We start from the raw sequence: 13,702 nt of genomic DNA, 5'->3' as shown, positions 1-13,702 counted from the left end.
TTCGTGATGTCGAGGGCCGGGCGGCTGGAACCCAATATAGCAATCGAGGGTAATGCCGTAAATGATATATATAAGGCATATCGTTATACTGGATCAGTATCCCCGTGACGTGCTCGCGCCGCGACACCTTCCATCCATGCCGAAGAAAAAAACCTTGCAGCGCCGCCATATCGAAGCCCTGGTCGCCGTGGCGGAAAGCCGGTCGGTGCATCGCGCCGCGCGCGAGCTGGGCGTGCAGCAACCCGTGCTGTCCCGCCTGCTGGGCGAGGCGGAAGCGCTGATCGGCGCGCGATTGTTCGAACGCTCCAGCCACGGCAGCGTGCCCACCGCGCAAGGCCGCCTGATCCTGCCGCGCGCCCGTTTTGCATTGCGCAGCATGGAGCGCCTGAGTGATCTGACGGCCGGCGACACCCCGCCCATCCGCCTGGGTTGCATCCCGCGTGCGATGCATACGGTGCTGCCGCGTCTGCTGGAGCGCGTTTATCCGGCGCGCGGTGCGGCGGCCGACGCCAGCGCCGACGCCAGTGCCGAGGGCATGCGCTTCGAGGTTCGCGAAGGCAACTCCATGGACCTGTTCGACGCCCTGGTCACCGGCGATCTGGACTTTTCCATCCTGCGCGGCAATGTGCGGGACATCGGCGACCAATGTGACGACGAATGGGTCATCGAACGTCTTTTCGACGAACGCACCGTAATCTACTGTGCCGCCGATCATCCGGATATTCCGCGGGGCCAGGTATCCCTGCCGCGTCTTGCCGCATTGGGCTGGACCCTGCCGGAACGCGGCACCACCTCGCGCGGGGCCTTCGACGCGTTCTGGACGCAGCAAGGGCTGACGGCGATCAGGCCGTTGATGGAAACCCGCTCGTTCGAGGCCAATCTGGCGCTGGTCGCCGCGTCGCGGCTGGTGTCCATCGCGCCCGAATCCATCGTGCGCCGGCACGTCGGCTTCGGCGTGCTGCGCATCGTCAAGGTGCGGCGCGCGCTGCCCGTCAATCCGGTGATGCTGGCGTACCACCGGCTGTCGCTGGAAGATCCCTTATTGCATCGCTTCCATGGCTATGTCGTGGAAGCCGCCCGCATGCGATGACACCGTCGGCCGGACGGCGCGGATGCGCTGCTGTGGACCCGGCCGTCCGGCCGCACGCCGATAATGCCAGCCCTGCTTCCGGCCTTAATGCCGGCCGGGAAACAGGTCATGCGTGGCGGTGCCGCGCGATGTCCAGCAGCCTTGCGGCGGCCTGTTCCGGCGCGCCGTTGTTGTCTATCGTCAGGCGTTCGCAACCCGCGGGTACATCGAAGGCCACGCTGGCGCGCGCCAGGCGCTGTTCGACGGCCTGGCCGCTTTCGCGGCCCCGCCCGGCCAGTCGCTGCTTCAGCGCCTGCGCATCGACCGTGATTTCCACTGCGCACAAGCCCGGGTAGCGCGCGCATGCCGCGGGAAGATGGGCGCGCGAGCCATTGACCAGCACGGTCACGCCGGCGGCCATCCAGGCGTCGATTTCCACGCCTATGCCATAGGCCAGGCCATGGCTGCGCCAGGACAGCGCGAAGCAGCCCAGGCTTTCACGGCGCATGAATTCCTCTTCGGTCAGCGCCACCGAGGCCTCGTCGGCGCTGCTGGGCCGAGTGATGTAGCGATGCGCGACCAGCAGGCGGTCCTGCGGCGCGCTCATCGCCCGCACATGGCGCAACAGCGTGTCCTTGCCGCTGCCCGATGCACCCATGACGTAGATCAGCGGCATCGTCGCGGTATTCATGGCGCGTCGTCCATATAGCGTGCGCCGGCCGCGTCGCGCACCGTGCCGTCGAAGCCATAGTGCCGCGCCACGACGAAGGGTTCGTCGGCGCGAGGCTGCACATATACGCTGACCGCCGCGACGGGCATCGCGCCATCCAGCGCCCGTCCGGCGCGCGCCCGCAACAGTTCCTGGGCGTGGTCCAGATCGGTGGCGCCAAGCTGGCCGGTCAACGTGATGTGGAACGTGAAGGTGTCGAAGACATAGGGGTAGCCCCATTCGGCCAGCATGCGCTGCTGCGGCAAGGTCAGCTGGTCCGGGCGGCGGCGCGCGATCTCCGCAGGCGTGGGCGGAGCGCGAAACGGGTCCAGGTCGCGTACCACGCGGTCCGCCAGTTCGCGCACGCGGGCGTGCGTGGCGGCGTCCTCCGGCAGGCACCAGGCCAGGAAGCCGCGCAGCGCGCGCAGGGTCAAGGCGATGCTGAACGGCGTGCGCGTGCGCGCCAGCGTGCGCACCGCCTCATCCAGGGCGGCCGCCGTCGTGCCGTTGCGCAGGTGAAAAGGCGGTTTCAGCGTGGCGTGCAAGCCGTAGTGGCGGGGCGCTTCGGTCCAGGCATCCAGGCGCGGGTCGTCGTCCCGCGCGCGCGGCAGGCGCTGGCCGGTTTCCTCGTCGCGGCCCAGCCAGGCGGCGCCGAACTCACGCCAGGCGCCGACCGGGGCCAGATAAACAGCGTAGCGGTGGGCTCGCGGCATAGCGTCGAATCTCTGCGTCGGTTTTCAGCGTCGGGCTTCGGGTGGTTGTCCAGCGGCAGGTCTCAGGCGGCGGCGCGAGCCAGGCGGTTGTCGAAATGGCGCGCGGCATAGCGCAGGCGGCCGCCTACGATGGCGGCGCACACGCGCGGCACGCCCGGCACGCTGTCGTCCAGCACGATGGCGTCGGCCATCATGCCGCTGTCCAGCGCGCCGCGATCGTGCAGGCCGGCGGCGCGGGCCGGATTGCGCGATACCAGCGCCCAGGCCTGTTCCAGCGGCAGGATGCCGCGGCCGGCCAGCTTCATGACCGCGTTCAACTGCGCGGGATAGTAATAGTCGGAGGCGAGGATATCGCACAGGCCGGCGCGGATCATCTCGGTGGCGTCCGGCGCATTCGTGTGGCTGCCGCCGCGCACGACATTGGGCGCCCCGAAGACGATCGAATCACCCAGCGAACGCGCCACTTGCGCGGCATCGATCGTCAGGGGGAATTCCGCTACCTTGCAGCCCAGTTGATGGTAGTAGCGCCGCGTCGCGGGATCGCGGTCGTCATGCGAGGCGACTTCCAGGCCGGCTGCGCGCGCGCAATCGGTCAGCTCGCGCATGGCGCCTGCGACGGCGTCGGCCGACCGCATGGCGGCGCGGATCCTGTCCTGGAAGGTGTCCAGGTCGCATTCGGCGCGCTCCGCATACTGCAGCAGCTTGCGGTCGTCTCCCAGCCGCTTGGTCATGCTGGGCAGATGGTCGTTCAAGGCCAGGAAGCGCACCTTGCCCGCGCGGATCCATGCTTGCGCGGCTTCGACGCCGGCCACGTGGTGCGTTTCGAAGCGAAGGTGCACGTAATGGCGCGCGCCCAGCAGGCGCTGCATGCGTTCCAGCGCGTCGAACATCCGCAGCGCATAAGGCTCGCCGCGCAGGCCGCCTTCCCAGGACAGCGTCACGCCATGGAACTCGGTGGTGATGCCATTGGCCAGCAATTGCCGATCGACGTCGAGCAGGGCGCTGTCATACGGAAACGTTACGCCGGGACGGGGCATGATCGCGCGTTCGAACGCGTCGCCATGCAGATCCACGATGCCAGGCAATACCAGCAGATTGCCGGCGTCGAATTCCGCCTCCGCGGGATCGGCGCCGATACGGGCATCGCTGATGCGGTCCTGTTCGAAGGACAGGCTGGCCGGCCCCAGTCCCTGGGCGGTCAGTACCCGGCGACCGCTGATGCCGCGCAGGAAAAGAGGAGGCGTGTTGTCTGTGTGCATGAGGGTCCACCCTGTTCGAACGCGAGAGCTTAAGCCTGTTTGATGACGAACAGATGTCTAGATGTCCGGACTTTCGTCGTCGTTGACCATCAACTGCACCCAATCGCCGGAAAAGTGGGTGATGCTGTACTGGAGCGGCGCCCGATCCTGGTCGACGTTCAGCGCTTCCACTTTCAGGATCGGCCGCGTCTTGGGCTGGCCCAGCAGGCGCGCGACTTCGTCGCTGGGCAGCGTGGCGGTAATGCGCGACCACTTGCGCGTGTAGTCGGCGATGCCGAACTGCCGATAGGTCTTGGAAATCGAGCGGGTGGCGTTCAGCTTGTCCACGAAGCCGGGAAAGCGCTTTTCATCGAAGTAATGTTCCGCCACGCTGATGGTGCGGTTTTCCGTCTTGCCTATCAGCTTCACGTGCAGCAGCGCCGCGTTGCGCGGCAGGCCCAGATGCAAAGCGATATCGGCGGATTTCAGGACTTCGCTCTCGATGACCTGTGCATGGCCCAGTACGCCCTGGCTGCCCAGGTTCTCCGAAAAGCGCGTGCGCTTGCCGATGGCGTAATCGATGGCATGTTCCTGCACGAATGTGCCGCGGCCCTGTTCGATGCGCACCAGGCCACCTTGTTCGAGCGCGCCCATTGCCCGGCGGATGGTGTGCCGGTTGACGGAGAACTTCGCCGCCAGTTCCGGCTCCGGCGGCAGTTGTTCACCGGGCGCGTAGCGCTTGTTGCGTATGTCCGTCGCCAAGGCTTCGCCTATCTGGCGCCACACGGCAATGCCTGATCCTCGTTCCACCATGATGTTCTTCCCGTTATGCAGGCGTCGTCATAAAAAGTTCACCAAGATCGTGGTCCACTGCGGTTGAACTTTGCCGCGCAAGGCATCATACTACATCTACTCGTATAGACGTTTAGAGGTAATCATGATGACGCAGAGCGGTGACCAGCAGCACGCCGCGCGTGCCGCCTGGATGCGCGTAATGGCGTTGGCGGAACCGGATGCGCTGGCGCGCGCCTACGCGGCCCTGGGCGACCTGCCCGGCTATCGCAGCCTGCGCGCGCCGGAGACCGGAATGGCGATGGTGCGCGGGCGTGCCGGCGGCACCGGCGCCCAGTTCAACCTGGGCGAGGTCTCGGTCACCCGCTGCGCGGTGGCCTTCGACGACAACGGCGTGGTCGGCACTGCCTATGTACGTGGCCGCGCGCATCGCCATGCCGAGCAGGCTGCCGTGCTGGATGGCCTGCTGCAAATGGAAGCGTGGCACCAGCGCGTGCGCGATAGCGTCATCGAGCCCCTGGCCCGCGCCCACGCCGACAAGGCCGCCGCGCGCGCGGCGGTGGCGGCGCAGACACGCGTCGATTTCTTCACCATGGTGCGAGGGGATAACTGATATGGCGACCCATCAGACTGTGCCCGTTTCGCCGTTCAGCGCGGCCGTCGCAGGACAAGGTGCCGGCACCCTGTCGGGGGCCCGCACCGCCGCCGGCGGCGCCGGCGCCGCAACCCTGTTGCCCGGCTTCGAGGATCCCGTCGGCGGCGCGCAGGCCGCGTTCCGCGCGGCGCTGCAGGCGCTGGCAAATCCCGGGCGGATACAGGTCCTGGAAAAAGCCTGCGGCGTGCCCGCCGGCCTGTCGCCGGCCATGACCGCCATGCTGCTGGCCTTGGCGGACATCGATGCGCCCGTGTGGCTGCCGGCCGGCGTTGACGACGCGGTGCGCGGATTCCTGCGCTTTCATTGCGCCTGCCCGCTGGTGGACGACCCGGCGCGGGCGCGCTTCGTCGCCGTGCCCGCCGGCCACGCCATGCCCGCGCTGGCGCAATGCAACGCCGGCGATCCGGCCTTTCCCGATCGCTCCGCCACCGTGCTGCTCGAAGTCGGCGCATTCGGCGCCGGCATCCCGCTGACGCTTTCCGGTCCCGGTATCCCGGGTTCGCGCGACCTGTCGGTGGCGGGACTGCCGGACGGCTTCCAGGCGCAATGGGCGGCCAATCACGCGCTGTTCCCGCTGGGCGTCGACGTCTTCCTGACGCAAGACGACCGGCTCTGCGGTCTGCCGCGCACGACGCGGATGGAGAACTGATATGTACGTTGCCGTGAAGGGTGGCGAACGCGCCATCCTGAATTCATATCGCATGCTGGACAGCTATCGCCGCGGCGACCCCACGGTGCCAGCCTTGACCCTGGCCCAGATACGCGAACAGATGCCGTTGGCCGTCTCGCGCGTCATGGCCGAAGGCTCGCTGTACGACCCCCATCTGGCGGCGCTGGCGCTGAAGCAGGCGGCGGGCGACACGATAGAAGCGATTTTCCTGCTGCGCGCCTACCGCACCACGCTGCCGCGCTTTGGCTACACGCAGCCGCTGGACACGGCCCGCATGGGCCTGCAACGGCGCATATCGGCGACGTTCAAGGATGTGCCCGGCGGCCAGGTGCTGGGGCCCACCTACGACTATACGCAGCGCCTGCTGGACTTCAGCCTGGAAGACGATGCACCGGCAAGCCCGCTGCCGCCCGCGGACGTACCCGTCGCATCGGAGATGCCGCGCGTTACGGACCTGCTGCGCCACGAATCGCTCATAGAAGGGGAAGCCGTTCCGGCCGGCGACCCGGCGCCTTTCGACCTGACGCGGCAGCCGCTGACCTTTCCCGCCTCGCGCCCGGCGCGCCTGCAGAATCTGGCGCGGGCCGATGAAGGCTATCTGCTGTCCATGGGCTATTCGACGCAGCGCGGCTATGGCAACACCCATCCCTTCGCGGCGGAGATCCGCTACGGCACCGTGGAGGTGGAGATGTTCGTCGAGGAGCTCGGCTTCTCGGTCACGCTCGGCGAGATCGACGTCACCGAATGCCAGATGGTCAGCCAGTTCGCCGGCAGCCCGCAGGAAGGGCCGCGCTTCACCCGCGGTTATGGGCTGGTGTTCGGCTACGGTGAGCGCAAGGCCATGTCCATGGCACTGGTGGACCGCGCGCTGCGCGCGAAGGAACTTGGCGAAGCCGGCGATTCCCCGGCCAACGATCATGAGTTCGTGCTGTATCACAGCGACAATGTGGAGGCGTCCGGCTTCGTCCAGCATTTGAAGTTGCCGCACTATGTGGACTTCCAGGCAAATCTGGAGCTGGTGCGGCGCATGCGCGCGGAGCTCGCCGCCCAGGCTGCCGAAGCGGCGCGGGCCGCGCAGCGAGACGCCGGCCACGAGCCCGCACCGGAATCCACGTCACACGCCAACCGGCATCCCGCGGGACACCCGGCGCAAGCATCCGCGCCGGACGCCGCCGGCGCCTCCCTGGACGAGGCCATTGCATCATGACCAATACCACCACGCCGTCCTTCGCCAGCGCCACGCAGGCCGAAGTCATGCGCGACCCCCACTACAACTTCGCCTACCTGGACGAATCCACCAAGCGCATGCTGCGCCGCGCGTTGCTGAAGGCCGTGGCGATTCCGGGCTACCAGGTCCCGTTCGGCAGCCGCGAAATGCCGTTGCCTTACGGCTGGGGCACCGGCGGCATACAGGTGACGGCCGCCATCATCGGCGCCGGCGATACGCTGAAAGTGATCGACCAGGGCTCGGACGACACGACCAACGCCATCAACATCCGCCGCTTTTTCGCCCGCGTGACCGGCGTGCGCACCACCGAATCCACGCGCGAGGCCTCCATCGTCCAGACGCGCCACCGGATTCCCGAAACGCCCCTGCGCGAAGGGCAGATCATGGTGTTCCAGGTGCCCATTCCCGAACCGCTGCGCTGGCTGGAACCCAGCGAAACCGAAACGCGCACCATGCATGCGCTGGCCGAGTACGGCGGCATGCATGTCAAGCTGTACGAAGACATCGCGCAGCATGGCCATATCGCCACCACCTACGACTATCCCGTGGTGGTCAACGATCGCTACATGATGCGGCCGTCGCCTATCCCGAAGTTCGACAATCCCAAGCTGGACGGCAATCCGGCGCTGATGCTGTTCGGCGCGGGCCGCGAGAAGCGCGTGTATGCGGTGCCGCCCTATACCCGCGTCAAGAGCCTGGACTTCGAGGACCATCCGTTCACGGTGGAGAAGTGGCAGGACTGCTGCGCGCTGTGCGGGTCGCGCGATAGCTATCTGGACGAGATCATTCTGGACGACAAGGGCGGACGGCAATTCGTTTGCTCCGATACCGAATATTGCGCGGACCGCCAGTCCGCCGGACATCGCGGCCCCGACGCCGAATGGAGCGCGGCATGATGGCATCGACCCCCTTGCTTTCCGTGCGCGGTATGACGCACACCTGGGACGGCCTCCATGGCTGCCGCGATATCGATTTCGACCTGTACCCCGGCGAAGTGCTGTGCGTGGTGGGCGAGTCCGGCTCCGGCAAGAGTACCTTGCTGCAGGCGGTATCCCGCCAGGTGGCGCCGCAGTCCGGCAGCGTGCGCTACGACCTGCGCGAAGCAGGCCTGACCGATCTGGCTACGCTTTCCGATGCGCGCCTGCGATTGCTGGCGCGCACCGACTGGGGCTTCGTGCGCCAGAACCCGCGCGATGGCTTGCGCATGCAGGTCAGCGCCGGCGCGAACATCGCCGAACGGTTGATGGCGGTGGGGCAGCGGCATTATGGCGGGCTGCGCGAAGTCGCCGGCAACTGGCTGCACAAGATGGAGATCGACGTGGGGCGGCTGGACGATCGGCCGGCCTCGTTTTCCGGGGGCATGCAGCAGCGGCTGCAGATCGCCCGCAATCTGGTCACGCATCCGCGCATGGTGTTCATGGATGAGCCCACCGCGTCGCTGGATGTGTCGGTGCAGGCGCGGCTGCTGGACCTGCTGCGCCAGCTGGTATCCGACCTGGGCCTGGCCGCCATCGTGGTCACGCACGACCTGGCGGTGGCGCGCCTGCTCGCGCACCGCACGCTGGTGATGCGCGGTGGCTACGTCGTGGAAAGCGGCTTGACCGACCAGATCCTGGACGATCCCCAGCATCCGTACACACAGCTACTGGTGTCCTCTATCCTGCAGAGCTGAACGCGGGCCCACCCGGAAGCGCTATCGCGCTTCCCCTTCAAGGGGCGACGCCCGTGGACCGGGGAGCCGGCTCCACGGTGGGCGTGGCGGCAGTTGTGTGCGACGGGAGCGGTGCAAAGCAACATGGATTATTGAAATGACCCAAAGACACATCATGATAGAAGCGCGCGGGCTGTCCAAGCTGTTCACGCTGCACAACCAGGGCGGCATTACGCTGCCCGTGCTGCGCGACGTTTCGTTCGACGCGGCGCGCGGCGAATGCCTGGTGCTGGCCGGGCCCTCCGGCACCGGAAAAAGCACCTTGCTGCGCTGCCTCTACGGCAACTACCTGGCCACGTCGGGCAGCATCCGGGTGCGCGACGGCGACGACTGGGTGGACCTGACCCATGCGCCCGAACAGCGCATTCTGCAATTGCGCCGCGACGTGATCGGTTATGTCAGCCAGTTCCTGCGCGCCATCCCGCGCGTGGCCACGCTGGACGTGGTGGCCGAGCCGTTGCGCCAGCGTGGCGTCGACGTCGTCCAGGCCCGCGAGCGTGCCGCCGGGCTGCTGGAACGGCTGCGCCTGCCCCGGCGCTTGTGGGACCTGCCGCCCGCCACCTTCTCCGGCGGCGAACAGCAGCGCGTGAACATTGCCCGCGGATTCATCGGCGGGCATCCGCTGCTGCTGCTGGACGAACCGACCGCCTCGCTGGACGCGGGCAACCGCGAGGTCGTCGTGGCATTGATCCGCGACGCGGTGGCCCAGGGCCGCTGCGTCATCGGCATATTCCATGACGATGCGGTGCGCGATGCCGTGGCGACGCGCATCCTCGCCCTGGAACCGGCCGCCGCGGCCCTGCAGGAGTAATCCATGCCGACCACACTGCTGACCCATGCCCGCATCGTGCTGGCCGACGACATACTGGAAAACGCCGCGCTGCTGATCGAAGACGACCGCATCGCCGCGGTGGATCCCGTCAATGCGCGGCCTGATCACGTCGTCGATCTGCGGGGCCACACGCTGACGCCGGGCCTGATCGATCTGCACTGCGACGCCATCGAAAAGGAAGCCGAGCCGCGTGCCCGCGTGCTGTTTCCGCTGGAGTTCGCGGTGGCCCAGGTGGACCGCCGCAACGCCGCGGCCGGCATCACCACGCCTTACCATGCGGTGTCCTTCGCCAATCGCGAATGGGGCGTGCGCAACAACGACACCGCCGCGCAGGTGATCCGCATGGTGCATGCATTCCGCCCGCACAGCCTGGTGGACAACCGTGTGCATTGCCGCTATGAAGTCACCGATCCTTACGCGGTGCCCATATTGAGCAGTCTGATGGACGAAGGCGTGGTGCACCTGCTGTCGGTCATGGATCATTCCCCCGGCCAGGGCCAGTTCAAGACGCTGGATGCCTATCTGGAATACATGATGGGCAATCACGGTATGAGCCGTGAGCAGGCGGAAGAAGCCGCGCACGCCAAGACGGCGGCGCAGGATGGCGCGGTCGGCCGGGTCGAGCATCTGCTGGCGTGCGCGCGCCGCCACGGCATCCCGACGGCCAGCCACGATGACGATTCCGTGCACCGCATTGCCGCGATGCGCGCGCTGGGCGTGGCAATGAGCGAATTCCCCATTACCCTGGACACTGCCAAGGCGGCCGTATCCTGCGGACTTCCGACCATACTTGGCGCGCCCAACGTGCTGCGCGGCCAGAGCCAGAGCGGATCGATACGCGCCATCGATGCGATACGCGCGGGTGTGGCCAGCTGCCTGTGCTCCGATTACCAGCCGTCCACCCTGATCGCCGCGGCTTTCCTCGCGGCCCGTCAGGCTTCCCTGCCGCTGCCGCGGGCGCTGGCGCTGGTCACATCCAATCCCGCGGATGCCGCCGGCCTGCGCGATCGCGGCCGTATCCAGGCGGGCCTGCGCGCCGACCTGACCGCGGTGGCCATGGTCGGGGGGCAGCCTTTGGTCAGCCACACCTGGAGCGCCGGACGGCTGGTGTTCTCGGCCGGCTATCCGGTCCCGGCCCATCATGCGGCGCCCGCAAGCCAGGGCAGCGCGGTGTTGGCGGCATAGCGCGCCAGCGCCAGACCACGTTCGGAACCATATCCCGCAGCCGCCACATAAGCGGTTTTGCGGGAGGTTCCCATGCTGCGGCATACGGACGCGGTCGGATTTCGGCCTGGGTTCTTTCAACCCTATCCCCCGGTGTCGCAGGCATCCCCCCGTGCCTCATCCGAGGTGGCGCCGCGGACATCCGGTATCAGCTACACACGCGAGCAGCATGGGTGCAACAGGGACTTCTGCGACGGGCCGCTATTCCCGCAATATCGTGATGAAGTCCGAGCCTTGCTGGACCGTCTGGGCGGCTTCGCCGCGGCCGGCTGCGCGTCGGCGCGGAACAGGCTCAGGATTCTTCACGGCCTGGACCGTCTGTACGAAAGGCGTTTTCGCGCGGATTACGACGAGGACTATGCCGAGCTCATCGATGGCCCGGGAAAGCGCGCGCTGGAAGCCATATGCGCGATGATCGACGACGAAGCCATCCCGCGGCATGTCCGCCATGCGGTGGTCGGCAATCTGTCCGAAGGCCTGGGTGCCTGCGAGGGCGGTACGCTTTCGAATCTGCTGGCGGCGCAGCGCGCGCTGATCATGTCGTCCGGCGGCGTCCGGGCCCGCTTCTGGAAAATGAAGGAAGACAGCATACGCGCTCTTCTGCACGAAGCCGTTCATCAGAAGTTCAGCGGCCGGGCAAGCTACGTCGGACGTGAGGTTCACTACGTCAATGCGGTATGGAATCATCTGGCCGACGAGTTCGGCCTGGAGGCCGTGCCCGATCCGCGTGCGACACAAATCCGCCCGTTCGACCCGCGCTTCCTGGACGAGTGCCGGCGAAAGGCGCGTGCCGCCATCACGCCGGACAAGCTGGCGATGCGGCTGGCTGAACAGTGCCTGGCCGCCTTCAGGGCGGGTGCGCCTGACGGAGCGCTGGAAGTGCCTTACGGCGTCGGGATACCGCCCTGGTTCGATAGCGCGCTGGACGGGATCCTGCTGGAGCTCGGGTTGGGCGTGGATCGCCTGACCTTGCATGCTTTCGTGCAACTGGACGAGGCCGGCCAACGCTACCGGATCAGAACGGACCCCACGCCGGTCGCGGTGGCGCTGCTGGAAACCATGCATGCGGAAGGCCTGATAGAAGGATCGCCGGTCCACCGCGGCGAATGGCAGGATCACGAAGGTGCGGCCACGGTCGCCTGGACCTATGGTTCCCTGGCGTGGCGATCGCCGCTGGTGGACGGGGCACTGGCCGGGACCGGCTGGGATGCCCGGTACGCCAGCCCGGAGGTGCTCGGAATGGAAGACCTGCGAAGGTGGCGGGCGACGCTCGGGCCGCGCGCGGCGGATAGGGGCCCGATCGAGCTGCGCGCGGTCATCCAATCGCATGACGCCAAGGCGCTGATCGATATGCCCCCGGAGTGGCTGGCGGATGCGGAAACCGCGCTGTTGCTGATGGCGCGCCTGGGCGACAGCGAGGCGGATCGCTATCTGGACATGCATGCGGCCTATTTCCGTGACCGTTTTCCGCACGATGAACGGCCGGCTTTCATCGATGGCGCCATGGGCCTGGGACGGGCCGCCGCGGCATTGGCATGCGGCTGGTACCCCGACCTGTATGCCTTGTTGAACGAAAGGCCGAAGGCCGGCGGCATGACGCGTCTGCAACGGTGGGTCGATCAACGCAATGCCTCCGCCATCGACATCGCGCGCGATCTTGCCGATAACGGTTGGGGCGGCGCGCAGCGGCCTTCCCGGCAGGGGCTGGCCTTCTTCAGGCTGCTGCGAGGGAATCCGGACCGGCCCATACTGTACGAGGCGATGGCCAAGGACAACCACCTGGGCATCGCCGCGTGGCGGCGGCTGCTCGCGTCCGACCAGGTGCTGCCGCATATAAGCGGCCAAATGACCGAGCTTATGCTGGCCCCGCGCAAAGACGGCGTCGGCGCGCTATCGGCGGCGATGAACGGCAGATGCGCCAGGGCCGTGCTGGAATTCCACCATGCGTTGACCGATCCCGCGATCCTGCCCCTGGTCCGCAAGTGCCTCATGGTCTTATTGAGCAGTACGGGCGCGCGTTTTCCTTCGGCATTGAAAGGCGTGACCGCGCTGATGTATGGCATGGACGGGGGATGTTCTTCCACGCTCGCCGCCTACGGCAACATAGTGGCGGATCCCCTTATCCTCAAGGAGATCTATCGCGATTTGCCCGAGCTGTTCGGTATCCGCGGCGGCAAGGGCGGCATGGGCGGCCGCGCCCGCCAGCGATCGCCCTTGTGGTACGCAATGGCCAAGGGGCATCTCGGCGCCATCGAGGCCTATGGTCGTATCCTGACCGAACCGCTGGTCAGGGAACGCCTGAGAGCCCATATGCCCGACCTGATCGCGGGCCGAGGCCCAAGGGGGGAAACCGCTTTGCACACTGCCTTGGCCAAGGGACTCTCCGACGCCATCGATGCATATCGCGTGCTGATCAACCATGCGTATATCGCGCCGCTGATTCGGGACCGATTGCCGGAACTATTGATCAACCGGAGAACGTCCGGGATCAAAGGCGTGGTCGCGGCCAGGGATGCGGCGCACCACGGCGCGCTCGCCGCGTATCGCGGGATACTGGTCCATCCCGCGGTCGGGCCGCATATCGCCGATGCGATCAGGCAGCGCATGCTGACCTCCATGCGGTCCGCCGCCGGTCGGCCGCTCGCTTCAGGGCCGGATTCGGACTGGTCGCGATTGGACCCGGCGGCGTGGGAGGCGCGGGTGGATCAATGGCTGGCGTTCTATATCGAGAGCCGCTTATCGCCGGCCGGGCTCATCGAACGAATAGGGCTGCGATTGCGTTTCTGGATAACGCATCACCGGTTCGCGCGCTGATTTCAAGGCCGCGGCCAGGGCCAGGAACCATTCCCCTGAAGCGCCAC

The 13,702-nt window shown here is 67.1% G+C and carries 13 protein-coding genes; 9 read left to right on the top strand and 4 right to left on the bottom strand.

Going from position 1 to position 13,702, the window contains the following annotated elements; all coding sequences use genetic code 11:
- Positions 1 to 136: 136 nt before the first annotated feature.
- On the top strand, positions 137 to 1,090 hold the full coding sequence (locus tag ACNA0R_RS07370; RefSeq protein WP_415825298.1) for a LysR family transcriptional regulator: 954 nt from the start codon (positions 137 to 139) through the stop codon (positions 1,088 to 1,090).
- Positions 1,091 to 1,196: 106 nt separating this feature from the next.
- Here the strand turns inward: ACNA0R_RS07370 and phnN are convergent, their stop codons facing one another.
- The 4 genes from phnN to phnF all read right to left on the bottom strand — a co-directional run bounded on the left by phnN (position 1,197) and on the right by phnF (position 4,542).
- Positions 1,197 to 1,760: a phosphonate metabolism protein/1,5-bisphosphokinase (PRPP-forming) PhnN gene (gene phnN, locus ACNA0R_RS07365; RefSeq protein ID WP_415825297.1), complete on the bottom strand. Its 564-nt coding sequence runs from the start codon at positions 1,758 to 1,760 to the stop codon at positions 1,197 to 1,199.
- The gene (locus tag ACNA0R_RS07360) at positions 1,757 to 2,491 is read right to left on the bottom strand and encodes a DUF1045 domain-containing protein (RefSeq protein WP_415825296.1); all 735 of its coding nucleotides are present in this window, start codon (positions 2,489 to 2,491) and stop codon (positions 1,757 to 1,759) included. Before ACNA0R_RS07360 ends, phnN begins: the two co-directional genes overlap by 4 nt.
- 62 nt (positions 2,492 to 2,553) lie before the next feature.
- The gene (locus ACNA0R_RS07355) at positions 2,554 to 3,750 is read right to left on the bottom strand and encodes an alpha-D-ribose 1-methylphosphonate 5-triphosphate diphosphatase (protein ID WP_415825295.1); all 1,197 of its coding nucleotides are present in this window, start codon (positions 3,748 to 3,750) and stop codon (positions 2,554 to 2,556) included.
- A 57-nt stretch (positions 3,751 to 3,807) separates the two neighbouring features.
- Positions 3,808 to 4,542 carry a phosphonate metabolism transcriptional regulator PhnF gene (gene phnF / locus ACNA0R_RS07350; RefSeq protein ID WP_415825294.1) on the bottom strand — a complete coding sequence of 245 codons (735 nt, stop codon included), beginning with the start codon at positions 4,540 to 4,542 and terminating at the stop codon, positions 3,808 to 3,810.
- Between the two features lie 124 nt (positions 4,543 to 4,666).
- Here phnF and phnG point away from each other — a divergent pair, with 124 nt between their 5' ends.
- The 8 genes from phnG (at position 4,667) to ACNA0R_RS07310 (ending at position 13,655) form a co-directional block, all read left to right on the top strand.
- Entirely contained in the window at positions 4,667 to 5,134 is a 468-nt protein-coding gene (gene phnG, locus ACNA0R_RS07345; protein WP_415825293.1) for a phosphonate C-P lyase system protein PhnG, read from the top strand.
- A 1-nt stretch (position 5,135) separates the two neighbouring features.
- Positions 5,136 to 5,825 carry a phosphonate C-P lyase system protein PhnH gene (gene phnH, locus ACNA0R_RS07340; RefSeq protein ID WP_415825292.1) on the top strand — a complete coding sequence of 230 codons (690 nt, stop codon included), beginning with the start codon at positions 5,136 to 5,138 and terminating at the stop codon, positions 5,823 to 5,825.
- A gap of 1 nt (position 5,826) precedes the next feature.
- Entirely contained in the window at positions 5,827 to 7,053 is a 1,227-nt protein-coding gene (locus ACNA0R_RS07335; protein ID WP_415825291.1) for a carbon-phosphorus lyase complex subunit, read from the top strand.
- On the top strand, positions 7,050 to 7,970 hold the full coding sequence (locus ACNA0R_RS07330; protein ID WP_415825290.1) for an alpha-D-ribose 1-methylphosphonate 5-phosphate C-P-lyase PhnJ: 921 nt from the start codon (positions 7,050 to 7,052) through the stop codon (positions 7,968 to 7,970). Before ACNA0R_RS07335 ends, ACNA0R_RS07330 begins: the two co-directional genes overlap by 4 nt.
- Positions 7,970 to 8,746 carry a phosphonate C-P lyase system protein PhnK gene (phnK, locus tag ACNA0R_RS07325; RefSeq protein WP_415825557.1) on the top strand — a complete coding sequence of 259 codons (777 nt, stop codon included), beginning with the start codon at positions 7,970 to 7,972 and terminating at the stop codon, positions 8,744 to 8,746. Before ACNA0R_RS07330 ends, phnK begins: the two co-directional genes overlap by 1 nt.
- Positions 8,747 to 8,882: 136 nt before the next feature.
- The gene (gene phnL / locus ACNA0R_RS07320; RefSeq protein ID WP_415825289.1) at positions 8,883 to 9,596 is read left to right on the top strand and encodes a phosphonate C-P lyase system protein PhnL; all 714 of its coding nucleotides are present in this window, start codon (positions 8,883 to 8,885) and stop codon (positions 9,594 to 9,596) included.
- 3 nt (positions 9,597 to 9,599) lie between these two features.
- Positions 9,600 to 10,802: an alpha-D-ribose 1-methylphosphonate 5-triphosphate diphosphatase gene (locus ACNA0R_RS07315; RefSeq protein WP_415825288.1), complete on the top strand. Its 1,203-nt coding sequence runs from the start codon at positions 9,600 to 9,602 to the stop codon at positions 10,800 to 10,802.
- Positions 10,803 to 11,075: 273 nt separating this feature from the next.
- A complete protein-coding gene (locus tag ACNA0R_RS07310; protein WP_415825287.1) occupies positions 11,076 to 13,655 on the top strand; it encodes a hypothetical protein in 2,580 nt (859 codons plus the stop codon).
- Positions 13,656 to 13,702: the final 47 nt, after the last annotated feature.

This window comes from Bordetella sputigena, assembly GCF_965137885.1.
Classification (GTDB): domain Bacteria; phylum Pseudomonadota; class Gammaproteobacteria; order Burkholderiales; family Burkholderiaceae_B; genus Bordetella_C; species Bordetella_C sputigena.
Note: the sequence above shows the minus strand (reverse complement) of the source record. Positions and strands in the feature narration are given on the sequence as shown.

Coding starts and splice junctions, on each gene's coding strand:
- ACNA0R_RS07370 (WP_415825298.1), top strand. CDS start 137: ATGCCGAAGAAAAAAACCTTGCAGCGCCGCCATATCGAAGCCCTGGTC.
- phnG (WP_415825293.1), top strand. CDS start 4,667: ATGATGACGCAGAGCGGTGACCAGCAGCACGCCGCGCGTGCCGCCTGG.
- ACNA0R_RS07330 (WP_415825290.1), top strand. CDS start 7,050: ATGACCAATACCACCACGCCGTCCTTCGCCAGCGCCACGCAGGCCGAA.
- phnL (WP_415825289.1), top strand. CDS start 8,883: ATGACCCAAAGACACATCATGATAGAAGCGCGCGGGCTGTCCAAGCTG.
- ACNA0R_RS07335 (WP_415825291.1), top strand. CDS start 5,827: ATGTACGTTGCCGTGAAGGGTGGCGAACGCGCCATCCTGAATTCATAT.
- phnN (WP_415825297.1), bottom strand. CDS start 1,760: ATGAATACCGCGACGATGCCGCTGATCTACGTCATGGGTGCATCGGGC.
- phnK (WP_415825557.1), top strand. CDS start 7,970: ATGGCATCGACCCCCTTGCTTTCCGTGCGCGGTATGACGCACACCTGG.
- ACNA0R_RS07315 (WP_415825288.1), top strand. CDS start 9,600: ATGCCGACCACACTGCTGACCCATGCCCGCATCGTGCTGGCCGACGAC.
- ACNA0R_RS07355 (WP_415825295.1), bottom strand. CDS start 3,750: ATGCACACAGACAACACGCCTCCTCTTTTCCTGCGCGGCATCAGCGGT.
- phnH (WP_415825292.1), top strand. CDS start 5,136: ATGGCGACCCATCAGACTGTGCCCGTTTCGCCGTTCAGCGCGGCCGTC.
- phnF (WP_415825294.1), bottom strand. CDS start 4,542: ATGGTGGAACGAGGATCAGGCATTGCCGTGTGGCGCCAGATAGGCGAA.
- ACNA0R_RS07360 (WP_415825296.1), bottom strand. CDS start 2,491: ATGCCGCGAGCCCACCGCTACGCTGTTTATCTGGCCCCGGTCGGCGCC.